Below are 24,731 nucleotides of genomic sequence, written 5' to 3' on the forward strand. Positions count from 1 at the left end.
ATGGCTCAGTAAGCGATGCGAATGTCGGAAAAATCCAGCTCGCGCTCGGTTTCCGGTGACTGGCCTTCATCGAACAACAACCGATGAATCCGCCGCGCCGACTCCTGAAACGCCACGCCGCCAAGACTGTGCAAATCGTACTGATGGCTGTGGACTTCCGCCCGTACCCGACCGGGATGCGGCGACAGCAGCAGGATGCGATTGCCCACCACCAGCGCTTCTTCGATGGAGTGCGTAACGAACAGCAACGTGAAACGCACCTCTTCCCACAGCAGCAACAATTCTTCCTGCATCTTGCGACGCGTGAGGGCGTCGAGGGCAGCGAAGGGTTCGTCCATCAGGAGGATTTTCGGCTGCATCGCCAATGCCCGCGCGATGGCAACGCGTGCCTTCATGCCGCCAGACAAGGTGTGCGGGTAAGCATCGGCAAATGCCGCCAGTCCGACCTTGTCCAGATAGTGCAGCGCCCGTTCTTCGGCTTCTTGGCGCTTGAGGGTTTTCGACGCCAGCAGCGGAAACATCACGTTCTGTTTGACGGTTTTCCATGGCGGCAGTTGGTCGAATTCCTGGAACACCACAATCCGGTCGGGCCCCGGTGCATGGACGGTTTGCCCTTGCAGACGAATCTCGCCTTCAACGGGCTGGATGAACCCGGCAACCGCCTTGAGCAATGTGGATTTGCCGCAACCGGAAGGACCGAGCAGCACAAAGCGGTCCGCCGGGTCGATTTCAAAACTGACTTGGTGGGTCGCTCGAACCACACGCTGAGGCGTGCGGTATTCGAGGCTGACGTTGTCGACCGACAGCAGCGCCTGGGCTGCGACGTTCGGTTTGCTGACCGTGTGGCCTTGCAAAGGGGCGTTCATGTCGGTCAGCTCCCTTGCAGCGGTTTGGTGTCCTGGAAGAAGTAATCCTTCCATGAATCCGGTTTGTTTTTAATCGCGCCGACGCGGTAGAGGAACTCGGCCAGTGGGTAGGTATTTTTCGGCGTGACGCTGAATTCGAACTGCGGGTTATCGATGATTTTCAGCAGCGCGGCGCGATCGATTTTCGCCTTGGTCACGCGGATGTAGGTATCGGCGGCAGCGCCTTTATCGTTCTGGGCAAATTGCGCCGCTTCGGTCAGCGCCTCGACGAAGGCCTTGTAGGTTTTCGGGTTCTCGTTGCGGAATTTCTCGGTGGCGAACAGCACCGTCGGCGAGTTCGGGCCGAGCAGGTCATAGGTGTTCAACACCACATGGACGTTGGGGTTGGCCAGCGCCTGATCCTGGAATGGCGGGTTGGAGAAATGCCCGGTCAACTCGGTGCCGCCGGCAATCAGCGCAGCCGTGGCGTCCGGGTGCGGAACGGCGATGGTGTACTTGTCGAGGCGATTGAATTCCTTGTCGCCCCATTGCTTGGCGGCGGCGTATTGCAGGAAGCGCGACTGCACCGACACGCCAACGGCCGGCACCGCGATGCGGTCCTGCTCGGTGAAGTCGGCGATGGTTTTGACCTTCGGATTGTTGCTCACCAGGTAGTACGGGAAGTTGCCGAGGGAAGCCACGGCCTTGACGTTCTGCTTGCCGTGGGTGCGGTCCCAGATGGTCAGCAGCGGACCGACGCCGGCACCGGCGATATCAATCGAACCGGAAAGCAACGCATCGTTGACCGCCGCGCCGCCGGACAGCTGAGTCCAGTCGACCTTGATGTCGATGCCTTCCTGCTTGCCGTACTTCTCGATCAGGTTCTGATCGCGCACCACGTTGAGCAACAGGTAAACGATGCCGAACTGTTCGGCGATGCGGATTTCACCTTCGGCGTGAGCCACGGTCGGCGCCACCAGGCTGCCGGCGATCAGGCTGAAACCCAGGCCGATGGCCGCAGCCAGCGGTGCAAAGGGAAGACGTTTGGACATGATTCAATCTCCGACAAATCAGAAAGGCGCGTCGCCCTGAATGGTGGTGCGATACAACTTGCGGCGCAGATGGCTGGGGCATCCGGCGGCGAGGTGGATCAGCGAACGGTTGTCCCAGAACACCAGGTCATGGGGCTGCCACTGATGGCGGTAAATGTTGTGCGGCAGCACGCTGTGGGCGTAGAGCTCGTCGAGCAGTTGCTTGCTCTCGTCGTCCGGCAAACCAACGATGCGGGTGGTGAAACCCTCGCTGACGAACAACGCCTTGCGACCGTTTTCCGGGTGCGTGCGCACGATGGGGTGGACGACTTCGGCAACCTGGGCCAGTTGCTCCGGCGTCAGGGTCGGACGCCAGTTGCCTTCGAATTTGGTCTCGCTGTAGCGCGCCGTGTACGAGTGCGCCGCCGAGCGACCTTCGACCGCTTTGCGCAACGCTTCAGGCAGGTTGTCCCAGGCTTTGTGCATGTCGGCGAACAAGGTGTCGCCGCCCTCGGACGGCAACTCCTGGGCGTGCAGCATCGAGCCCAGGCTCGGCAATTCTTTATAGGACAGGTCGGAGTGCCAGAACTTGCCGGCGTCACCGAGGCCGATGGATTGGCCGTTTTCGATGATGTTGGAAACGATGAGGATTTCTGGGTGCCCGGTCAGCAGGAACTGCTTGAGCACGTGGATCTGCAACACGCCAAAGCGGCGGCTGAAGTCGATGTGCTGTTCGGGGGTAATGCGTTGGTCGCGGAACACCACGACGTGATGATCCAGGTGCGCGCGGTGGATGCGGGCAAAGTCCTGATCATTGATCGGGCGGGACAGGTCCAGGCCGATGATTTCGGCTCCGACGGCACCGCTGAACGGGCGAATCTCGAAGGTTTGCGGTGCGATTGCAGGTGATGCAGAGACGGCTGACATAAAAAATCACTCCCACGCACGGCACGCTCAAGGGCGCGCGCGTCGATCAGAAACTCACGGAGGTCCCGTGTTGGTTCGTTTCGTGCGGCGCGCCGATTGGTCGGCAGGTACGCAGGTGAGTGACTTTATAGATATAAGAATTTAAATTTAAATACCGTTAGCGAATAACGATATGGCTTTTGAATTGTGTTGTCTGTCAGGCAGCCTTCGCGAGCAAGCCCGCTCCCACCTTGACCGTGTCCGTCAGGACTACTCGGTTAACTGTGGGAGCGGGCTTGCTCGCGAAGAGGCCATCAGCCCCACCTCACTTCGCCCAATCGATCACTTCACTGTAGGGCGTCTGCAAATCCCGCTCGGGGATTTCCCAGATGATCAGCTTGGGCGGCGTCTGTTTGAACGCCGGGTTGTTGAAGTAGCCGTTGGCGCCACCGGAAAACTCGCCCCCGTCCTTGGCGAAATTGCCGATCGATGCACCCAGCGCCTGCTGCAGGAATCCCGCGAAGTTGGAGTTGCGCGAGAACGAGGTTCCGATCAGCGCCACGTTCGGCAGGTTGTCATCGCCAAACAGGTCGTCGAGGTTATCGCCGCCGCTTTGCGCTGCGGCCGCTTTCTCGCTGATCCGGGTGGCCGCCACGGTTTCCGGGGCCGGTTGCAGGGTCACCGGCAGCCATTCCAGACCGGCAAGCCTGACCAGGTCGCCCGGACGGCGTGCCGGTTCTTGCACCTGCGCCTCGAAATCTTTGTGCGGCGTCGCGCTGATGCCCATGCGCCGCACCTGCTCGGCCAAGGCTTTGGCCGCAACGGCAGCGCCTGTTTCGCTCCAGTGGGTGTCCGTGCGCAGGTACGCGTCAGCGCCCAACGGTTGCAGGCTCGGCGCCAGGTCCACAGCAGCGACACCGACCTTGTTCAGCCCCTCGACCCACGTCGCAGCGCGGTCCTGCAACATCGCCGGGCGACGCAGGTCGCACAATTGCGCCTGGGCGATACGGCTCTTGTCCGGCACCACCGCCACCAGCAACGTGACGCCGCGTTTGACCAGGCGTTGCTGAAGTTCACGCACCACGCCGGCCTTGGTGTCGGCATTGGCGCCGGCGTGACGGTTGATGCGCATCTCATCGGTCAGGAACAACCAGCCGGCACACCCCGAGCGCACCCGTGGGCCGGTATCGTGCAGCGCCAGCCAGCTTGCGCCGCGCTCCAGATTCGCCGCCTGCTCAGGCACCGACGCCTGCGACAACTGCTTGGCGATCTTGTGGGTGATGTCGCCTTCCAGTGCGGCCTGACGCGTGAGTTCTGGCGGCACGAACTCGACTTTGCCGCTCGCCAGCAGCCAGGCGCAAGAGGCGAAACCCAGCGCCAGAAAAGCCACGAACACGACGCCCGACAGCTTGCTGATGCGGGCGGTACGTTCGCAGGGTTGAGCCGGTGCGGGAGACGAAGAAGTCATGGGCGCGGTCATCAGAACTGAAAGTACAGAAAGGGTACGGCTTCACGGCTCGCGATCAACGCAAACGAAAGCAGGAACCCCGCCACCGGCCACAGAGCCGTGACCGGAACGAACAAGGCGTGACGGGCGAACCGCCGCTCGACACGGCTTTGCAGGAGCGGCGCGAGGATGCACACCACGCCGAGCAGCGCTGCCAGCCCATGCACCGGGCGCAGGGTCACCGCCAGCGCATCACCCAACGCAAAGCCATGCAGGCCAAACTGCCCGGCATACATTGTCAGCGCCGAATGGAAATCCGGCGCGCGGAACAGCGTCCAGGCGAGGAACACGAACAACAGCGTCAGGCTGTGCGAGAGCAACGGTGGAATGTTCGGCAAACGGGAACGAGACCAGAGGCGGTCAACGCACAATGCGACCCCATGCGCCGAACCCCACAACAGGTAATTCCAGCTGTCGCCGCCGTGCCACAAACCGGCGATGGCCATGGTCAGGAACAGGTTGCGATAAGTCTTCCAGGCACCGTTGCGGTTGCCGCCCAGGGCGATGTACAGGTAGTCGCGCAGCCAACTCGACAGCGACAAATGCCAGCGCCGCCAGAAGTCCTGGATGCTGCTGGCCAGGTACGGCCGGTTGAAGTTTTCCGGAAAGTGAAAGCCCAGCATCAGGCCCAGGCCGATGGCCATGGCGCTGTAGCCGGCGAAGTCGAAAAACAGTTGCAGCGAGTAGGCCAGACAGCCAATCCAGGCGTCGACAAAGGACGGGTTTTCCAGGTGGAACGCGACATCCACCAGCGGCGACAACGTGTCGGCCACCAGCACTTTCATGCACATGCCGATCATGAATCGACGCGCACCGAGGGAGAAATTCTGCCAGCTGAAATACCGCTGCGTCAGCTCTCGGCGCACCCAGTCATAACGAATGATCGGGCCGGCAATGGAGTGGCCGAACATGGAAATGTACGTGGCGTAATTGATGAAACTGCGCTCCACCGGCACGGTATGCCGATGCACGTCCACCAGATAGGAAATCGCCTGCAGCACGATGAACGACAGGCCCGCCGGCAGCGCCACCCGCTGCCATTCCAGCGGCATCGCCCCGTAATAGGTGATCAGCTCACTCCAGGTCCCGGCGAGGATGTTGGCGTATTTGTACCAGCACAACACCGCCGTGTTGAACACGATCAACGCGATCAACAGCCGCACTCGCCCACGGGAGCCGTCCGGTGCGCGGGCCACCAGCAGGCCGCCCACCCACGCCACAATCGTCAGCACGATGTGCAGCGTCAGGAACAACGGGCTCAGCCAGCCGTAGAACAGCCAGCTGCCGAGCAACAGGATGACATTGCGCCAGGCCGGTCGGCCCAATGCGTAGACCAGCAGAAATGCTGGCAAAAACAATGTCAGGAACTCTAATGAGGCGAAGACCATGGCGGCGCAGAGATCCGATCAGTGGGACAACGAGTCCGTGGCGTTCAACAGACGCGGTCCTGCGGCCGACGGCACCAGCAGCACGCTGTAGCGCTCACCCGCTTTGAGTTCCCCCAGATCCAGCGGCCCGCCGACGTTGGCGTTGGCGCACACCAGTTGCACCGACAGGCTCACCGGGTTGATCGAGCGACGTTGCAAGCTGTCGACCGGCACCGCTTTGAACAGGTCGGCGGTACGCCCGGCGGGACGCAGACTGGCGTCGGCGCACGAAGCGTCGACGTTGAAGAACGCCAGCGACGCTTTCAGGCCGTTGAAGTCGTCCGGCTGTTCGCGCACGGCCACTTGCTTGATGCCAGTGCCGTCCGGCAACACCAGCACGGTCGCGAATTCACCCGGCTCGACTTTCAAATCCATGGCCAGTTTTTGCGCACCGCTGACCAGGCTGCCCTTGATCGGACTGCTGGCCTGCACCGGGAAAAACAACGATACCGGTGCGGCCACTTCAAGACGCAGTGGCGGTTGGCCGGCCTGAGCGATCACGTCCAGCGGCGCGGTGCCGGTGTTGACGAAGCGGATGAACGCCGAATCTTCGGCCGGGCCGGTGGGGTACAGCGCCACTTCGGCGTGGGCCAGGGTACTGATCGACAACACCGGGACGGCCGCGAGCGCCGCGAACAGCTTGATCATTTCTTGGCTTCCTTGACGGCCGGGGCTTCCAGCAGAGCCTTGCTGATGTCAGCACTCCAGGTTTTGTAGCCCGGCGCGGTCAAATGCTGACCGTCCACCGTGGCCCATTGGCCCGGCTTGGAGAACTGCAGCGAGTCGATGTAGCTGCACGGCGCCACGTTGGCGGCGAGGAACTTGGAGGTCATCTCGACCCGGGCAAACGTCTTGCCGTACTTGCCGCCTTCGGTGCCCCAGTTCGGGCCGACCCACGCACAACGGGTGCCGTTGGCCGAGATTTCCTTGGTCAGCGCAGTGGTCTGTTGCCACAGCCAGGCTTTCGGGAACGCCGGTTTGGTGTAGCTGGCCATGGTGTCGCCCATGACAATCAGCACCAGGTCCGGTTTGTCGGTGGCCAGCAACTGGCTGATCGGCAAGGTCGCGGCTTTACCGCCCAGCACCACGGTTTTTTCCGTGCCACGACGCTCGGCGCCACCGCAGGTGCCCGGCGTGGCTTTGAGCCAGTCACCGGCGTTGGCGCCGCAAATACCCAAGGTATGCACGGTCGCACCCTGGGCAACCAGGCTGTCGTGCAGGGAGGAAATCAGATAGTCAGGCGTTGCCAGGTGGCTGTCGCCAATCATCAAAATGGTCATGCCTGCCAGAATCGATACTGCCACGGTGCAAACTCCTGCTGCTTAATTCGAATAAGGGGAACGGTAAGGGCTGACCGGCATCGCCATGCGACCGGTGAAGTCTTCAAACATGTACCGCAGGTACAAACCACCGGTGAATTGCTTGTAGTCCCGGGCGTTGTCCAGGCCGAAGCTGCCGCCCAGGAAGACGTTGTCGCCAAAACGGTACTCGGCGGCCGTATTCAGGTTGTAGCCGACGCCTGTCTTGTTCTGTCCCGAGTACTGGGTCGGCACAATGATCCCGGCCGTGGCGTACTGCTGCGATACCTGATTCAGCACGCTCTGCATGTCGTTGTCGTTCGGGAAGTACGGCGTCGCATCCTGCTCGATGTGCTGTACGCCGACCGAGCCCTTGATCGAGTAACTCAAGCGATCGGTGCGTTGCGACCAGCCGATCGGCACGCCGATGGAAAAGAAGTTTTGCGGGCTGAAGTAACCGCCGTTGCCATAGGTGAAGTTGCCCTGGTTCTTGTCGTAGCTGATGCCGGTGAGGCTCAGGCCGGCGGTCAGCTGACGGCTGTCGTCATTGAGCAAGTACCAGTAGACACCGGTGCCGGCCTCGGCACGGCTGTTGGATTCGACGTGGTTGCCCACCAGTTTGTGCAGGCCACCGTAGCCATAGACGCCGTAATCGCCATTGTCATAGCTGAGCTGCAAACGCCCGCCATTGGCGGTGACGCCGCCCCATTCCAGACCGCTGCGGGCGTCTCGCGCACCGGCGAAAGACACCAGGCTGTCGGTCACCGGGCGCCGCGACAGGCTCAGGCCGTAGCGGAAATCGCTGCCTTCGGTGAACGAGCGATCAATGCTGATACCACCGACCACGGTGCTGTAGAGGAAACCCATGGGGCTTGCGCCCAGATCGGTTTTCAGCCCCAGCGACGGGTTCTCGTATGCCACGGCCAGGCCGACACCCGTGTCCTTTTGGCGCCCGATCGGGCCGCTGATCTGATTACGCAGAAAATCGGTCTGGACCGGGTTCGTGTTGTTCGCCAACTGGGCTTGCAACGCGGCCATCTGCTGCTCATTGAAACCACCGAAGCGCGACTTCGCAGGATCACTGATGCCACCGGCGTTCAGTGACACCGGCGTAACGCGCAGCGCCAGACGGTCATCGCCCAGCGGCACACTGATTTCCAGCGGCGTTTCGACGTCGGTGATTTTGCTCAGGCCCGACTCGCTGTCATTGCTGCGGATGGTCACGCCTTGAGTGACACGCAGGCTGCGTTCCTGATCAATCTGGTCCAGCGCACTTTGCATCGCCTGGCGGGCTTCTGCCTGCGGGTCCGTCGGCTTGGCCGGGGCCCGCGCGGGTTGCACAGCGTAAGCGCCAGCGCTGCCATTACTCGCCAGGGCATTCGATAGGGCCGGCTCGGCCTCATCCGCCGCCTGCGCAACTTGCACCTGCGCGGGCGCCGGAATTTGCGACAGCGTAGCCTCGGCCAGCCGCGATTGACTGCGTTGTCCGGCCTTGCCCACGAACGGGTTGGCAGCCACGGTCCCGGCAAACGGATTGGCGTCTTCCTTGCTCGGCGCTTGCAGTGCCAGGGCGCGCGCATACAGCTGCGCGGCCTTGGCGTTCTTGCCTTGGGCGCGATACAGACTGGCAGCGGTGGCGAGAATCGGCGCATCGTTCGGTGCCAGTTCCAGCGCTTTGTCCATGGCTTTCTCGGCGCCGCGATAATCGCCGGACTGATTCAAGGCCTGGGCCATGCCGATCTGCAGCTGCGGATCATTCGGCGCCTGGTCGAGCAACGGTTGATAAAGCTCGATGGCTTTTTTGGCGTTGTTGTTGGCCAGGTACATGCGCGCCAGCGCGCCAACCGCCAACGGGTCATTCGGGCGCTGAGCCAGGGCCGGCGCGAGCGTGTCGTAGGCCGCCACGAGGTCGCCCTTTTCCCGCAACAGATCGGCCTGACGCACGGTGTAGAGGTACAACAATTGGTCGTAACTGCGCTGATCCGCCGCCGCCAATGGCTGGCTCTGCAACTCGTGCAGGATCTGATTGACCTGCACGTCGTCACCGGTTTTCAGCAGCACGCCGGCGTACGCCAGGCGCAGCGACGCCGACGGTGTGCTGCTTTGTGCCATGGCGTTGCGCAGCATCGACAACGCGTGTTCGGTATCACCGGCATCGACGTACGCCGAGGCCAGCATGCCCAATGATTCGGGTTTGCCGTTGGCCGCCAGTTCGGCACGACGCAGCAAGGTGATGGCTTGGCTGCGGTCACCTTGTTTGGCCAGGGTCGAGGCCTGGCTGGCCAGGGATTGCACTTGAACCTCGTTGGCCAGTTGTTGCATCGCCGTGCTGCGCTGGCTCACCGGGATGCGCTCCAGTGTGCTTTGCGCCGTCGACCATTCGCCCAACTGGCTCGACAGCAACGCGCTGACGTACAGCGCATCGACGCGCTGCGGATCGGCCTTAAGAAGCTCCGCCATGGTCTGCCGGGCTTTGTCCGGGGCCTTCGCTTGCACGTACAGACGCGCCAGGTCATAGCGCGTCCAGACATTCTGCGGGTCGTTGCGCACGGCTTCCTGTTGCGCGGCAATCGCGCCGTTCAGGTCGCCGCTGCGCTCGGCATTTTTCGCCTGGCCGACCGCGACGGCGGCACGCAATGGCCGCAAATCGCCAAGGCGTTTTTGCTGGGCCGGGTTCAGCCCTTCGATCATTCGCAACCCTTGGCTGGCCTGACCGTTTTGCGCCAGCACGGTGATCAGCCCCAGCAAGGCCGCTGGGTTGTCATTGTCCAGGGTCAGTGCCTGACGATAGCTCGCCTCGGCATTGTCCAACTGGTTCTGCTCCGCTTGCACACCGCCCAGGGCGACATAGCCTTCGACTTGTCGCGGCTTACTGGTGATGGCCTGTTGCAACAGGCTGCGCGCCCGCACCAGGTCATGGTCGGATTTGGCCTTGTCAGCCTGGCCCAGCAGATCCCAGTAGCGATTGCTCTCCAGCGCCGCTTGCCAGCGCGGGTTGCCGCCACGGCCTGCGGCACGCTTGAGCAATTCATTGGCGTCGCTCAAGCGGCCCTGACGCTGACGAACGATCCCCAGGCCGCCCAACGCGTCGGCGTCCTGCGCTTGTTCTTTGAGTCGTGCCAGAAAGGCTTGCTCGGCAACATTCAGCTGGTTGTCCTGAAGCGCCTTGAAACCGCGTGCCAGGTTCGGATTCTGCTGGGCAGCCACAGCGGCCGTGCCACGGCTGTTCATTTGCGTGCGAATCTCGGCGTCATCCGGATTGGCCTTGAGGTACTCCTCGAACAACGGGATCTCCGCCGCTCGTGGCGAACCCAGCCACACCAGACCCTCGCGCCAACTCTCGGTAGCCTCACCGCCCAGTTCGGGCAAGGTAGACAGCTGACCCAAGCGACGAATACCGTCGGTACGGGTCGCCTCGTTGCGCAGCAGCAGCTTGGCCAACACCAGTTTGATCTTGGCGTTGTCCGGGCTTTGTTGCAGCAAACGCTCCAGGCCCTGGCGCGACTCGGTCCAGCCGCCGGTCGAGTAACCGAGGTAGTTGTAGAACTCCAGGCCCAGCTCCCCTTGAGGTGCCTTGTCCGCGAAGATCTGCCGATAGATCGGCATGGCCTTGTCCAGCTCGCCCGCCGTTGCCAGTAGGCGCGCCTGCTCCAACTGATCGAGGTTGTTGCCGCTCTGCAAGGCGATGGCCTGTTCCAGCAACAACGTTTGCGATTCGCCGGGATGGGATTGCTTGAGCTGATCCAGGTAGCGATTGGCACCCGCAGGACGGTTGGCCTTGAGCTCCAGCAAGCCCAGACCGTAAATCGCATCGGCTTGCTGCGGATCGATCAGCAGCAGTTTTTTCCAGGCTTCGGTGGCCCGGACCTGGTCACCTTGTGCCTGCCAGTATTGCCCCTGTTGCAGCAGCGCCTTGCCGGCGCCATTGAGCTCGGCAAAGCTGCTGCTGTGGATCAGGGCGGCGAAAACCCCGAAGGCTATGGCGTGACGGCGCGCTGGCATTGCTTCTCCCACATCGGTTGCAACTTCCCGTGATCGAGGAAGTGGTAGCGGTTGTCCATGTAGCCCAGCGAAAACAGGCTCAGTACAAAAAAGTAATAGGGTGGCTGCTTTGCCTGGACCGCTTCGGCGGTCAGGGTCTGGGCCATCAGTTGCTGTACGCGCAAGGCCTGTTGCTGTTGCAGCGACGCATTGCCCAGCGCTTTGAAATACGGCAGCAGCGCGGCGGAAAAACCGAAGGGGCCGGCACCGCTGCGCTGACCGCTGAGCACCTGGACTTTCTCCGGCGGCACACCGTCGGCGAGCGTGGCGGCGAGCATGCCGCCCAGGCTGCCGAGCAGCGGTTTGCGCAGCGGGTCCTTGACCGGCATCACGCCCGCCCACAGGTACGTGCGGATCGCATCGTAACTGCCCAATTCACCCTTGACCGGGTCGACGATGAACTCGCCCTTGCCCGGCCCGGTGCGGTGATAACTGACCCAATCGGCAACGAAGCCTTTGTAGCTGACGGCCTTGATCAGGGTCGCGGTGTTCGTGGCGATTTCCGCCCACGGTCCGTTGCGATCGATGTCGGCGAATCGGCGCAGCACCGGAATCGGCAGGTAACTGGGGTTGAGCTGCCACAGCTCGGGTTTGTCGAGGTCGGGTTTGATAAATCCGAATTTCCCCGGCATCAGCATTTTGCCCAGCCCCGGCAGGTCCTCGACCTCCTGGGTGACAACGTTGTGCAGGATCTGGCGCGCCGCCTGGGTGTAGGCGTCGCTCTCCCATAGTCTTCCGGCTTCGAGCAACGCGTAGGCGAACCAGAGATCGGCGTCTGACGCCGAATTGCTGTCCAGCAGGCGCCAGTTGCCCTGCTCGTCCAGGCCCCAGAACCAACCCGGCAGATTGTTCTTGATATCGCCTTGGGCGAGGTTGTCCTGACTCCAGCGCCACAGCTTGTCGAAGGTGACCCGATCATTCGCCACCAGGGCGAAGAACATGGCGTACGACTGACCTTCAGACGAGCTGTGACGTTGCGGCGTGCTGGCGTCCAGCACACGCCCGTCAGGTTGCACAAAGTGCTCGACGAACGTCTGCCACAACGGCCAGGTCGATGCCTCGCAACGTTGCGCCTGGGCGGTGGCGGGCAGCAGCCATGCCAGCAGCAGCGTCGACAACGCGATCACGGCGGCACGGCACGGGCGTTTACGGGCGAAGGCGGGCACGCTCATCACACCTCAAGACGTCGTTTGGCGCGGGCACGCAGCGACACGTACGCCAGACCACTGAGCAGCACGATGGCCAGCCCGGTCAGCGCAAACATCCAGCCCACATGCCGCGACAACATCCATTGCACGTACTTGAACGGACCGAGTTCGCCGACGTAGTACTGCTCGTCCGCCACCAGCGCCTCGATGGATTTGCCGCGAACCACCACCAGGCTGCCCTGGATCGACTGGGTGTACTCTTCGCCACCGACCAAGGCTTTGGTCGCTTCGGTGAGGCCTTCCGGCCGGTCGCTGGCAATCACCACGACGCTGCGACCGCTCTTCAGCGGCGACTCGAAACCGGTCAGGTACGTGCTGCGCTGCCCGCCGGAAAACGCCATGGCCAGCCGCGCCTTGCGCTGGTTGGCATCCGGGTCGGGGCTGAACCAATCCCGTACGCGCATGGGCAAATCGGACAGTTCGAAACGTTGCTGGCCGTCATTTCCGGCCGCCGGCAGACGGTCAGCCCACTGAGTCAGCAGCGGCTGGTTGACACCGGACGCCAATACCAGCAGATCCTTGTCGGCAGCCGTCGCGACCTGCGCCGCTTGCGTCACCTGTACACCGGTGGCCGGGTAACCGGTGGACTGGCCAAACCGTCCGAGCACCGTGAGGTAGGCATCCAGGTCAGTAGCCCCGGCGTTGTCCGGCAGCACCACGGCGGTTTGCGACAGGTCGGCCAAACGGGTGAACGGGAAGCCTGCATCCTTGAACACGCCGAGGTTGGGCATGGCCATGAAGTGGTCGTAGCCGCGCAGGTCCAGGGTCGATTCCGGGTCCACGCTGCCGCGCATGTTGTCGATGATGATGTCGCCGCACTCGCCCTGTTTGATGTAATCGAACATGTAGCGCAGTTGCAGGCGCGATTGCAGGGCGACCGAGTTCAACGGCAGGCGCACACGAACTTCGCGGGCCAGGCTGTCGTTGGTCTTCAGCGCGCTGAGCACACCGCTGTCGAGTTTGTCCTGGGACGGCAGGTTGCGAGACTGAATCAGCCCGTCGTTGAAGCTGACAATGAACGACGAGTTGGAGGATTTCTCTTGCGGGGTGTAGCGGTATTTGAGGTCCAGCGGTGCGCCTTCGTCGCGCCAGGTGAACAGGTCTGGCGGGAAATTCAGCGGCACGGTGATCTCGCCGGGGTTGTAGCCGGCGACATTCAATTGCTTGGCCGCAATCAACTCACCCAGCTTGACCGGACGATCGGTGGGCAACCAGTTCGGTGCATCGTACGGCTTGCGTGGCTGCACGTTGTCGAGATGGTCGATCACCACGCGGCTGCCCGACAACGCCTGACTGCCCAGCACCAACGCCGTCGCGGCGCGCTTGAGTTCCGCCCCGTCGCGACCGGTGATCACCAGCAATTTGCCGTTCGCATCATTGGGGTTGCTCATCAGCGTCAGGGTCGGCCCTGTCGCCGCCGGCAGCGTCAAACCACCGAGTTGCAGCGCATCAGGACCACTGAGCAGCACCACGGCATTGCCGCTGGCCGGCAGTTGGTTGAAGCGCGAGGAAAACACCGCGCCGCGATAGCTGGCCTGGGCGCCGAACCACGACGACAGTGCGCCGGCGGCTTCCAGGGTGCTGTTGTCTGGCGCAGCGGCAAACACAAACGGCAAGCTCAGCTGACGCGCATCCCGACGGTCGAAAAACGGCAACGGCAGGATCGCCAGATCGTCCGGCAAGGTCAGTGGCGACACTTGAATGTCGAGCTGACTGTTGTTGCTGATCCTGGCCCACAGGCTGGAGTGCTGCGGGTCTTCGCAACTCATCGAATAGTGGCCGACGAACTGCAGGCTCAAACGGTTGAACTCGGTGATCAGGTGAGCGGGAATTTCCACCACCTGTTTTTGCATCGCCCCGGCGTTTTCCTTGGGCAATGGCAGGCTGGCAGCCACCTCATCGTTGACCATCACGTTGATCTGCGAAAGGTCGGCCAGCAGCGCAGGGGAATAGGTGTATTGCAACGTCAGGTGCGCGCCGGTCACGATCGCATCGGCGCGCACGTCGAAGTTGACGCTGTCGGCGGACTCGACGCCGCGCAGGGTCATCGGATAGTTCCGGCCCAGCTGCTTGAGCGTCAGACTGTAGTTGCCGGCACCTGCCGTGGCACTGGTCGCCGGCGCCGTTTCGGCGAACGCCGCGACACCACTCCCCAACGCCAGCATGGTGCAGGTCGCACGAGCCAGAGCGCGGCGAACACCGCGCAGGTTACCGACAGCGAAAGACTTCGAGTTCATCACTTGTCCAGAACGTTTTCTAAGAGGGGTGGGGGTGGACGACGGTTGCGCAGCCAGGCCCGCGCTTCCAGGACCGTGGCCTTGAAGAGTTCGTAGATACCGCGCAGGCCAATGGCACTGACGTCACGCAACGCCACCAACGGCGTATCCACCTGACCGCTGCCCCAGGTCGACGCCCAGGTGTCGGCGCGCGAGAAGGTCAGGCGCACCAGTTCGCTTTGCTGGCGCAGCGTCAACTGATCGAACTGCGCGCCCAAAACGGTGCCGCGACTGAACACAATCACCGCCGGGAACACGCTCAGGTGTTGATTGCGAAACAGCGAGATCTGCACCCGCTCGCCCTGGGGAACCGTCACCCCGTCAGGCAAACGGAAGCCCAGGCCTTTTTGCGAGAAATCGAGAGTGGTGCCTTCGATGACACTGCCGTCGGCACGGGTCAGGCGCATCGGCAACGCCGCCGCAACCCGCGGCTCGGAACGCATCTGCCGGGTTTCACTGGCCACCGCCACCGAGGCGCTGGTGATGATGATGTTGTAAACGGTCCAGGCCAGGTTGATCAGGATCGTGGTCGCCGCATCGTCCGCGCCCTCCATCAGCTTCACCACACCGATGATCATGCCGACGACGTTCAAACTCAGCAGGATGATGTAGGGGCGCGCCAGCTTCCATTCGAAGTACTTCTTGTCGATGATCCCGCCCTTGTCGGTCACGTTGAAGCCGCCGAACTTGGGATTGACCAGCGCCATCAGCACCGGGCCCATGATGTACCAGGCCAGTACCGTCTCGTAGACCTCGTTCCAGAACGAATGGCGGAACCGCCCCTGAATGCTGGAGTTGGTCAGGCTGGCGTGAAGGATGTGCGGCAGCACATAAGCGGTGATCATCAAGGCCGAGGCGTGGTAGATCCGCGCGTCGAAAATCAGAAAGGCCAGCGGCGCCGTAAGGAACGCCAGACGCGGCAAACCATAGAAAAAGTGCAGCATCGCGTTCACGTAGCACAGACGCTGGCCCAGGCTGAGGCCCTTGCCGAACAGCGGGTTATCGGTGCGAAAAATCTGCGCCATGCCCCGTGCCCAGCGAATCCGCTGGCTGATGTGGCGTGACAGGCTTTCCGTCGCCAGGCCCGCCGCCTGAGGAATGGCCAGGTACGCAGTGTTGTAGCCGGCACGGTTGAGTTTGAGCGCCGTGTGGGCGTCTTCGGTCACGGTCTCGACGGCCACGCCACCGACTTCCAGCAACGGTTCACGGCGGATGACGGCACAGGAACCGCAGAAGAACGTCGCGTTCCACAGGTCGTTGCCGTCCTGCACGAGGCCGTAGAAAAGCTCACCTTCGTTCGGCACGGAACGGAAGGTGTCGAGGTTTTTTTCGAACGGGTCAGGGGAGAAAAAGAAGTGCGGCGTTTGCAGCATCGCCAGCTTCGGGTCCTTGAGGAACCAGCCGATACTCACCTGCAGGAAAGAGCGCGTGGGCACGTGGTCGGCGTCGAAAATCGCCACAAACTCGCCACTGGTGACCTTCAACGCTTCATTGAGGTTGCCTGCCTTGGCGTGGCGGTTGTTGTCACGAACGATGTAGTTGACGCCGATCTGCCCGCAGAACTCGCGGAAGTCCTCGCGGCGCCCGTCATCGAGAACATGCACGCGCAGCTTGTCGCGAGGCCAGTCGATGGCCTGAGCGGCGAAGATCGTGACTTTGACGATATCCAGTGTTTCGTTGTACGACGGGATGAACACATCGACCGTCGGCCATTCACTGGGCGGGCCACTCATCAATATCGGTTTGCGGCGCAGCGGCCAGGCGGTCTGGATGTAACCGAACACCAGCACGATCATCGCGTACAGCTCGGCCATGACCAGGCCGTAGCCAAACAGCATGTCCAGCCAGCCTTCGAAACCGAGAGTGGACGTCAGCCGCCAGTACAGATAGCGCAGGGATGCCGTCAGTGACAAACCGATCAGCACCATCACCGTCAGGCGCCCCGGAATCTTGCGCAGCACCAACGCGGTGGCGAAGCAACCCGCCGCAAAGAGGCACTGCGAATACAGATCGAACGGCACCGTGATGATAAAAACAGCCATCAGCGCGCACATCAGCGTGACGCCGAGGATCAACGCTCGACGCAATGCCTTGGGCAAACTGTCCACGCGTTCGGACAGCGCCTGCGCCCAACGCTGCGATCGCGTCAGGGCTTCGGTATCGGGAGCTGAGGCTGTAATCACGAAGCGTACGACTCCGCGATATCCATCGACTTCAACTGCGCCTTGAGCGTGTCACTCAGGACTCGCATGTCTCGGCAGGCCGGGGAAAAGCCCGGCTCCAGCAGCGGGTTTTGACCGTACGCCAACGCCTCGCCGATGCTGTGATCCAGCGCCACGGCCCCCAGCAGATCGTTACCGAGACGGCGCTTGAGCACCTCTTGCATATCCCGGCAAAACGCTCGGGAGGCGTCGAACTGATTGATCACGTAATTGCACTGCGGGGCCTGCCCCCGGGCCTTGCGTTCGTCGAGCAAGCGCTGCATCGGGTCCAGTGTCAGGAAGCACGCGGCATCGGCGGTCACCACCACCAGCACCTGATCAGCCACCATCAAGGCCTGGTCCAGGTAAGCCGTGCGACCCGGTGGTGTGTCGAGGATCACCACGTCGTTTTCGCCCAGCGCCATGTTCGCCAGCTGACGGGCCAGCCAGAATCGATCGTTTTCCAGATAGCGTTCCAGCGTCCGGCGTTCATCTTCAGTGACCGCACCATAAGGCAGCAACAATGAGCCGGCCGGCCCGGCCAACAGCAGTGAATTCCAGTTTTCACCCTGCAGGCTGGCGTTGGCCATGCCCGCCACATCCGGCTCGGCACCCAAGTGATGCTGCAAGGCGTTTTGCGGATCGAGGTCGATGGCCAGCGTCTGACCGTGCTCAACCCGCAACAGGGTGGCCAGCGCCGAGGCCAGGGTGCTTTTGCCAACACCGCCCTTGCCCGATATCAGCGCGATGACATGCGCCTTGGTTTTGCTCGGACGGCCATGAGGCAGCACCTGGCGCAGCGCCTCTTCGTTGCGTGCCTGCGCTTCTGCCTGACGCGCCAGCGCGACCTCGGCCAGTAAATGGCGAAGCGGCGCAGCAACCTGGGGGATTTTGACGGGCGGCAGTTCAGCCTCGTCATGGAGCGCGCGCTCGACCGGTGCGGCTTCAACCACCTCGGCAGCGGCCTCAGGGGCTTCAATCACCACGGACACAGGCGTAGTCGGCACCAGCGCCAACGGCTTTTCTTTGTAGTCAAAATGGCTATCGAATTCGAGATAGCTGTCCGCACTTGCCCCGAACCTGTTGAACAGGTTCGATATATCGTCTGTACGATTCATAGACTGCCCGAGGCGCTTACTGAGATAGAACACGAAGCTCGTGACGGTCCGTCGAGGTGAGCCACTAAAATGATATCGTCAATATTTTGAACTACACTAGCGTAATACTTAATCGCGATCAAAATTATTTTTTAATCGCCATTTTTTTGACTTAGCGCTGTTTTTTTGGCTGCAGATCTATGCATGCATTCACCGAAAAAACGGCCCGACCGGACGGCGCGCGATTATCCACTCAAGCCTGAACGGCCGCTCATTTTGGCGCCGAATGGCAGGCTCATTCAGTCGCTGACAACATCACGAACACGAGTAACAACGGAGCAATAAGCGGACCATTTACCCAGGCAATTAACGAACAGCCGTTTAGTTGTTTCGTATATATCTTTTAAATCAATTAGTTACTTAGTTCATAAGCATGTTTTGCCACGGCCTGACATCAAGTCACCGCTCCGTTGGCTATGCTGCTGACAGACCTATGCGGGTCATTCATGGGGGATGCTCAATGTTCTACGTGCAACGCAATGCAGACGGCCAACTGATGCGCGTGGAAGCCGAGGCCTTTGCCGGGTCGACCGAAATACTCCCGGCCGACCATCCCGATCTTCAAGCCTGGTTTGCCAGCGAAGTCATGGCGACCAGCCACAAGCAACTTCAGCAAATCAAACAACTCAAGCAATTGAGACAAAGTGACCTGGACATGATCCGGGTACTCGACGACTTGATTCAGGTGCTGACCGATAAGGGCGTAATCCGCGTCACCGACCTGCCGGCCGCCGCACAGGCCAAACTGATGGACCGGTCACAGGCCCGGGAAGCGTTGGGTGGGTTGAGTAATCTGGTGGATGAGGATGATTCGGGGTTGATCTGATCCAACCTTTGTCGTTGTCTGTGCTGACGCCATCGCCGGCAAGCCGGCTCCTACAATGTTTACCGGGTTGTTCGCGATGGCGATCGTCAGATCTGATCACTCCCAAGGCTTCGGCTCACCAAACAACTGCCCCTGCACACCGTAAATCCCCATCTCGCGGATCACCGCCAGCTCCCCGTCCGTCTCGACCCGCTCGGCAATCAACGGCAAGTCGATGCTGTGCGCCGCCCGCTGAATCGCCTCGATGAACAAACGCTTGTCGCTCTCCTGATCAATCGCGCGGATGTAAACGCCGTCGATCTTCAAATACGCCAACCCGAGCCGTGCCAGGTTGCCGATCATGCTGAAGCGCCCGCCAAAGTGTTGCAGGCTCAACGAGAAGCCGAGTTCACGTAGCCGCCGTGTCAGTTCTTCCAGCTCAGCTTGCTCCGGCAGTTGTTCCTCGCCGATTTCCAGTGTCAGCCGCGACCCCAAACTGGAATGCGCCCGCAAAATATCGAAGAGTTGACTCAGCGCCTGCGGATTGGCCAGCGTCGCCGAGGACAGGTTCAGCGCCAACGACGCTTCATGGTCGGCCATCTGCTCAAGCACCCGCTCCAACATCAGGCGGTCCAGGCGCGCGGCCCAGCCGAAACGCTCAAGCCACGGCAAGAACCGGCCGGCGGGGATCGCCTGGCCCTGCTCGTCGATCAGGCGCGAAAGCACTTTGTAATGCAGCACCAGCGTCGTGTCCTGGCTGGCCACCACCGGCTGGAAATACAGCTCGAAGCGCTGCTGATTCAGCGCCAGGTCGAGCAAGCTGTGCCAGGCATGATGATCATCGCCGACAGGGGCCGACGTTGCGCGGTCCAGGCACACCCACCGCGAATCGCCCTGGCCTTCGGCCTGCGCCAGTGCCTGATCCGCCAGCCCGAGCACCGCTTGCGGGGCGTCGCCATACACAAACGGCGCCAGCCCGATGAAGGCCACTGCGGCCACGTCGGTGGCGCCGGTCGCATGCAGGGTGACCAAGGCGCTGTCGAGGTTTTGCGCCAGTTGCAGCGCCTCTGCGCGCAGCAATCCCGGCGCCAGCACGGCAAATTCACCACCACGGATCCGCGTAACAAGGTTCAGCGTTTCGGGGTATTTGGCGCACTCGCGGGACAGTTGCTCGCCGACCGCTATCAACAAATCATCGGTGTGTTGGCCGCCCAGACGCTGATTCAGCCCGGCGAGGTCCTTGACCCGTAGCAGCAACAAATAACCCGAACTCGCCTGTTCCGGATTGCTCACCCGCGCGTTCAATTGCATCTCGAAATAGCGCCGGTTGGCCAACCCGGTCAGGTTGTCCTGATAGGACTCGGTGCGCAGTTTTTCACTGCGTTCGGCCTGCTCCTGGAACAACGCCTTGAGCTTCTCGACCATCTGGTTCATGGCCTGCACCACGCGGCGCAATTCAGGTGTGCGCGGCAGGTCCGGCAGGCTGAGGAATTCGCGGCGGGCAATGGCGTGGGATTGCTGGACCATGTAGTCCAGCGGTTTCAATTGCCGGCGCAACAACAACGCACCCAGCGCCGCACTCACCGCGCCGCAAAGCAGCAACCAGCCGAGACTGCCCAGTGCGCTCTGCCAAAGCTTGGCCAGCGCGAACATCGGATGGCTGACCACTTCGACCCGCGCAGCCTGCTCCCAGCCACGGCTGACAATCGCATCGCCGCCCGACGGTTCCAGGCCGATCAGCTTGATGAACCAGTCCGGCACATTGGTGACCGCCGGGATGCCGTTGCGTTCGACCAGCGTCTTGTCGTTCGACAGATCGACCACGCGGATGCTCGCGTAATAACCACTGTCGAAGATCGAGCTGACCAGCAACTCGACCATCGCCGGGTCATCGATGTTCGGCGTCAACGACAGCGCCAACGCCGTCGCGGCGTCCTGGGCGTGGGAGCGCAACTGGTTGACGTACTGGGTGCGCGAGCTCTCGAGGCTGACCATGAAGCTGCCGGTGAAGGCGACCACCAGGAACAGACAAATAGCGATCAATAGCTGTTTGAACAAAGACATCTGAGCGCGTGCTCCTAGTTAATCGTTTCGACCGGGAATCCTTCCGCCTGCATTTTCTTCAACACATCCTGCCAACGGGACAACCGCTTGGTATCGCCCACTTTCTTGTTGCCCTTGGCACCCGGCAACCACAAGCCTTCGGCATTGAAAGCGTAGACGGGCAACAGATCGGTACGTTGGCTGGCGGGCTTGATCGCATCGATCAGGCTGTCGAGCACCAGCGGCATGGCGTCGGGGCTGGCGTAGTAGGTCAGCACCATGTGCGCGCGATTGAGGCTCAGGGCCTTTACGTAAGTAATGCGCAACTTGTCACTGGAAACGCCGAGGCGGCGCAGGCTGAAATACTTGGCGATGGCGAAGTCTTCGCAATCACCGGCGCCTTTCCACAGGGCTTCGATCGGGGTTTCCCAATAATCGACCTCGTGCCACAGGTCGATGTCCTCTTCATAGCGCATCTGTTTGTTGAAGAATTGGTTGACCACATTGAGCTGGTCCAGCTCACTGAGTTGCTTCTGCGTTGCCAACAATTGCTGCCAGGCATCGATGCGCTGCTGACCCTCGCCCAATGGCCCGTACAACGCCTGCGCCCGACGGCTGATCAGGGAAAAATCCCAGTCGGCGTGCAGGCCGCCCGAAATGACACCGGCCAGCAGCAACGCGCAGCACAACCAGCGCAAGGTCCGAGGGATCGCGAAACGTGCCGCCAATGCGAGGCATCCAGGGTGGGCAGGTGGAATCGATTGATGTTGAAGGTTAGCCTGTTAAATAACAATGGCACGGTGAGATCACTGCGGGCCGACTAAACTTGAAGTGTGACCCTGTGTGCGTTTGACAACCTGTCAGGCAGTCACTAGTGTCCTCTTGGATCCAAATTATCTCAGTCATTCAGGGTGCGTTGTAGTGACACAGAAGCCCAACCCTCTCAGCAGTATCAAGGTCAACGGGCCGATTCCCGCGCATTTGGCCCGCTCGGTCATCGAAGAGACCCTGCGTGCCGCCATTCTCGATGGTCGCATTCCTTGCGGCACGGCCCTTCGCCAACAAGACCTGGCCGACCTGTTCGGTGTCAGCCGCATGCCGGTCCGTGAAGCCTTGCGCCAGCTCGAAGCCCATGCGCTGCTTAACGTGGTCGCCCACAAAGGTGCGGTGGTCGCGCCACTGGTTCAGGGCGACGCCGTCGAGACTTACGCATTGCGCATCCTTCTGGAGTCCGAAGCCCTGCGCCTGTCGATCCCTTTGCTCACCAACGAAGACTTCGAGCAGGCCGCCCGCTACATCGACGAACTGGAAACGGAACACGATTACACCGAAATCGGCCGGCTGAACCGCCTGTTCCACATGTCGATGTATTGCAAGGCGCCTAACCGTCGGCTCTTGAGGCTGGTCGAAGACGGACTGAACGAAGAGGAACGCTTCCTGCGCTTCAACCTGGAAGCCATGGGCCTGGGCAAACTGTCCCAGGAAGATCACCGTGCGCTGCTGCGGGCGGTGGAAGACCGCGACATCGAGCGTTCGGTGAAGCTGCTCGAACATCACCTCAACCGAGGCGTCGAGGTCATCACCCGCTATCTCGAAAGCCCCGAAGCGCAAAGCAGAAAAACCTCGAAATAAATCACCCCGGCAACGGCGCGAGCAGGTCGACCTGCTCGCCCGCGCTTGCCGCGCCTGCACATCCTTTCTGCCAAACCCGCCCCTTGCACTGACCCTATGACGCGTCGGTGATAGCGGCTGCCTTGATTTACGCTCACTCTTGGGCTGCCAACGAATAACAAACGGGCGACGCACCGCATGAGCGGCGCAGTCCCCGCATCAAGAACCTAAGGAAGGAGTCTTGCCACGGGAAAGGAAGCATCGGCGTCCCGGCCAACTTCCACCCCTCAAATCACACTAACGATCACCCTTAGAAAGTTGCTTCGAGTGAGGCATTCACTCTTTATTTCGATTTCGACTTATATAAGCCGAAAGGAGCAACTACGCCCAAATAAAACTTATTCAAAAAGTCTTATTGGAACTTGTCACGCTCGAAAAAGTTAAACTTTAAAATAGTATAAAAATAACTTGCCCAGCACTTTATTCGTGTATTAGTTTTTCTCCGCCACTACTGGCTACTGGCTGCAACCCCTTAGCCATAAGACTTACATGCAACTAATACCGATCAATTCATTTGAGGCATCCGCTCGCCATCAGACTTCTTAAAGCACTCATTACTTATTGATCACACCTCACTCCGGACCACTTATAGGCTCGCCATGAAATCGACTAAAGACCGTCTTAATCAGAAGAAAGCAGAACTTAGCGCGCACCCGATTTTCTCTGAAATACATTCGCTTTCGGTACTTCAACGCTTCATGGAATCCCATGTGTTTGCGGTATGGGATTTCATGTCGCTGACCAAGCGCCTGCAACAGGAACTGACCTGCGTTCAGTTGCCCTGGCTGCCGCCGAGCGATCCGCAGGCGGCGCGCCTGATCAACGAGATCGTGCTTGGTGAAGAGTCCGATGATCGTCCGGCCCACGGCCATTACAGCCATTTCGAGTTGTACCTCGATGCGATGCGCGAAGTGGGGGCCAGCACGGCCGTCATCGAACGCTTCGTGGCGCTGCAGCAAGAAGGCGTGAGTTATGACGTGGCATTGCAGAGCGTGGACGTTGACCCGGCCGCTGCGCAGTTCGTGCGCCACACCTTGCACACCGCGCTGCATGCACCCGGCCACAGTGTTGCAGCGGCATTTTTGCACGGTCGTGAGAGCGTGATTCCGCAGATGTTCCAGCGGATTCTCGACGATTGGGGCATCGGCATCGAGCAAGCGCCGACCTTTCGTTACTACCTGGAACGGCACATCGAAGTCGATTCCGAAGACCACGGCCCGGCAGCGGAAAAACTCCTCGCGCGATTGGTCAATGGCGATCCGCAACGCGAAGAAGACGTCTACGCCAGCGCCCTCGCCGCCGTGGAAAGCCGCATTGCCCTGTGGGACGGCCTGCGTCTGAGCATGAGCGAGCCGTTGGCGGAGGTGAACGCATGAACGCCGCCGACTACCAATCCTTCGCCGACGCCTGGGAAAGCCGCGCGACCATCCGCACCCGACCGCGCCGCGTGCTGGAGAACGACGAAAAGCTGATCTACCCGCTCAGTCGCCAACCGCTGGTATTGAGCGAAACCTTCCTGCGCGAATGCCCGGAGCAACGGGATTTCGCCCTGGTGCAGACGCTCTACAAATTCATCAACGACGTGGTGATTTTCGAAACCGAGATCGTCGACAAAACCGCGCGCAGCATCGCCAAGAACCGCTTTGCCGTGGCCTTCCCGTTCGCCTGCCGGTACGACGCCATGACCGTGGTGGTGGACGAGGATTATCACGCGCTGGTGGCGATGGATTTCATGCAGCAAACCGTCGCCATGACGGGCATTACGCCCATCGACCTGCCGGATGAAATCGAACTGAGCCGGGCGATTCCGGCCGCCGTGGCACTTGCACCGGAACACCTGCGCAGTGCCGTGGAGTTGATCTGCGTGGCCATCGCCGAAAACACCGTCACCGGCGATGTGGCGGCGTTTGCCAAGGACGACACGGTCAAGCAATCGATCAAGGGTTTGATGGCTGATCACCTGCTCGACGAGGGTCGTCACTCGGGCTTCTGGGCGCGGCTGGTGCGCATCTACTGGCACACCGCAAGCGAAGAAGATCGCCAATGCATCGCGCAGATTTTGCCGGTGTTCATCGGCCATTACCTGACTAACGACATTCAGAAGTCGTTCGATTTCCGCCTGATCGAGTCTTTGCAAATCAGCGAAGCCGCGCGCGCCGCACTCAAGCGCGAAGTGTCGGGACTGGCCTTCCCGATCAACCGCCATCACCCGTTGGTCGCCAACATCGTGCGGTTTTTCCGCAGCAGTTCGCTGCTCGATTCGCCGTGCGTTCAAGAAGCCCTGAGCGACTACCTGGTTTAACGAGGAGCACATC

Annotated in this window: 18 protein-coding genes; 4 read left to right on the forward strand and 14 right to left on the reverse strand. The window is 61.1% G+C overall.

The window, feature by feature from the left end; all coding sequences use genetic code 11:
• Window positions 1-5 precede the first annotated feature (5 nt).
• The 12 genes from KGB25_RS23575 to bcsQ all read right to left on the reverse strand — a co-directional run bounded on the left by KGB25_RS23575 (window position 6) and on the right by bcsQ (window position 17,858).
• Complete coding sequence (locus tag KGB25_RS23575; RefSeq protein WP_008024500.1) at window positions 6-866, reverse strand: ABC transporter ATP-binding protein; 861 nt, start codon at window positions 864-866, stop codon at window positions 6-8.
• Between the two features lie 5 nt (window positions 867-871).
• Window positions 872-1,897 carry an ABC transporter substrate-binding protein gene (locus KGB25_RS23580; RefSeq protein ID WP_008039621.1) on the reverse strand — a complete coding sequence of 342 codons (1,026 nt, stop codon included), beginning with the start codon at window positions 1,895-1,897 and terminating at the stop codon, window positions 872-874.
• Window positions 1,898-1,915: 18 nt separating this feature from the next.
• A complete protein-coding gene (locus tag KGB25_RS23585) occupies window positions 1,916-2,803 on the reverse strand; it encodes a TauD/TfdA dioxygenase family protein (protein WP_008024496.1) in 888 nt (295 codons plus the stop codon).
• A 304-nt stretch (window positions 2,804-3,107) separates the two neighbouring features.
• On the reverse strand, window positions 3,108-4,250 hold the full coding sequence (locus KGB25_RS23590) for an alginate O-acetyltransferase AlgX-related protein (RefSeq protein WP_223436920.1): 1,143 nt from the start codon (window positions 4,248-4,250) through the stop codon (window positions 3,108-3,110).
• A gap of 11 nt (window positions 4,251-4,261) precedes the next feature.
• Window positions 4,262-5,677, reverse strand: coding sequence for an MBOAT family O-acyltransferase (locus KGB25_RS23595; RefSeq protein WP_223436922.1), 1,416 nt, complete (start codon window positions 5,675-5,677; stop codon window positions 4,262-4,264).
• Between the two features lie 18 nt (window positions 5,678-5,695).
• Window positions 5,696-6,364 carry an alginate O-acetyltransferase AlgF gene (locus KGB25_RS23600; RefSeq protein WP_223436924.1) on the reverse strand — a complete coding sequence of 223 codons (669 nt, stop codon included), beginning with the start codon at window positions 6,362-6,364 and terminating at the stop codon, window positions 5,696-5,698.
• Window positions 6,361-6,984: an SGNH/GDSL hydrolase family protein gene (locus KGB25_RS23605; protein WP_050562986.1), complete on the reverse strand. Its 624-nt coding sequence runs from the start codon at window positions 6,982-6,984 to the stop codon at window positions 6,361-6,363. The genes KGB25_RS23600 and KGB25_RS23605 overlap by 4 nt, the downstream gene beginning before the upstream one ends.
• Before the next feature lie 54 nt (window positions 6,985-7,038).
• Window positions 7,039-11,016 (reverse strand): cellulose biosynthesis protein BcsC, encoded by a 3,978-nt coding sequence (locus KGB25_RS23610; protein ID WP_223436926.1) that lies wholly within the window; start codon window positions 11,014-11,016, stop codon window positions 7,039-7,041.
• A complete protein-coding gene (gene bcsZ / locus KGB25_RS23615; protein WP_223436928.1) occupies window positions 10,992-12,227 on the reverse strand; it encodes a cellulose synthase complex periplasmic endoglucanase BcsZ in 1,236 nt (411 codons plus the stop codon). The genes KGB25_RS23610 and bcsZ overlap by 25 nt, the downstream gene beginning before the upstream one ends.
• Complete coding sequence (bcsB, locus tag KGB25_RS23620) at window positions 12,227-14,500, reverse strand: cellulose biosynthesis cyclic di-GMP-binding regulatory protein BcsB (protein WP_223436931.1); 2,274 nt, start codon at window positions 14,498-14,500, stop codon at window positions 12,227-12,229. The genes bcsZ and bcsB overlap by 1 nt, the downstream gene beginning before the upstream one ends.
• Window positions 14,500-16,722 (reverse strand): UDP-forming cellulose synthase catalytic subunit, encoded by a 2,223-nt coding sequence (gene bcsA, locus KGB25_RS23625; RefSeq protein ID WP_008039607.1) that lies wholly within the window; start codon window positions 16,720-16,722, stop codon window positions 14,500-14,502. The genes bcsB and bcsA overlap by 1 nt, the downstream gene beginning before the upstream one ends.
• Window positions 16,719-17,858, reverse strand: a complete 1,140-nt coding sequence (bcsQ, locus tag KGB25_RS23630) for a cellulose biosynthesis protein BcsQ (protein WP_223436933.1) — start codon at window positions 17,856-17,858, stop codon at window positions 16,719-16,721. The genes bcsA and bcsQ overlap by 4 nt, the downstream gene beginning before the upstream one ends.
• A 499-nt stretch (window positions 17,859-18,357) precedes the next feature.
• On the opposite strand from bcsQ, the gene KGB25_RS23635 reads away from it, so the two are divergent.
• Window positions 18,358-18,723: a tryptophan synthase subunit beta gene (locus KGB25_RS23635; RefSeq protein ID WP_223436934.1), complete on the forward strand. Its 366-nt coding sequence runs from the start codon at window positions 18,358-18,360 to the stop codon at window positions 18,721-18,723.
• Window positions 18,724-18,819: 96 nt separating this feature from the next.
• Here the strand turns inward: KGB25_RS23635 and lapD are convergent, their stop codons facing one another.
• Together lapD and lapG are read right to left on the reverse strand one after the other, a co-directional pair.
• Entirely contained in the window at window positions 18,820-20,766 is a 1,947-nt protein-coding gene (gene lapD, locus KGB25_RS23640; protein WP_223436936.1) for a cyclic di-GMP receptor LapD, read from the reverse strand.
• A 14-nt stretch (window positions 20,767-20,780) separates the two neighbouring features.
• Window positions 20,781-21,473, reverse strand: a complete 693-nt coding sequence (gene lapG, locus KGB25_RS23645; RefSeq protein WP_192226605.1) for a cysteine protease LapG — start codon at window positions 21,471-21,473, stop codon at window positions 20,781-20,783.
• A gap of 193 nt (window positions 21,474-21,666) precedes the next feature.
• On the opposite strand from lapG, the gene KGB25_RS23650 reads away from it, so the two are divergent.
• The 3 genes from KGB25_RS23650 to KGB25_RS23660 all read left to right on the forward strand — a co-directional run bounded on the left by KGB25_RS23650 (window position 21,667) and on the right by KGB25_RS23660 (window position 24,718).
• Window positions 21,667-22,377, forward strand: a complete 711-nt coding sequence (locus KGB25_RS23650; RefSeq protein WP_008039600.1) for a GntR family transcriptional regulator — start codon at window positions 21,667-21,669, stop codon at window positions 22,375-22,377.
• A gap of 638 nt (window positions 22,378-23,015) precedes the next feature.
• A complete protein-coding gene (locus KGB25_RS23655; RefSeq protein ID WP_008039599.1) occupies window positions 23,016-23,792 on the forward strand; it encodes a DUF3050 domain-containing protein in 777 nt (258 codons plus the stop codon).
• A complete protein-coding gene (locus KGB25_RS23660; protein ID WP_223436938.1) occupies window positions 23,789-24,718 on the forward strand; it encodes a diiron oxygenase in 930 nt (309 codons plus the stop codon). The genes KGB25_RS23655 and KGB25_RS23660 overlap by 4 nt, the downstream gene beginning before the upstream one ends.
• Window positions 24,719-24,731 lie beyond the last annotated feature (13 nt).

Origin of the sequence: Pseudomonas sp. BF-RE-21, assembly GCF_019947305.1 — a bacterium.
Lineage (GTDB): Bacteria > Pseudomonadota > Gammaproteobacteria > Pseudomonadales > Pseudomonadaceae > Aquipseudomonas > Aquipseudomonas migulae.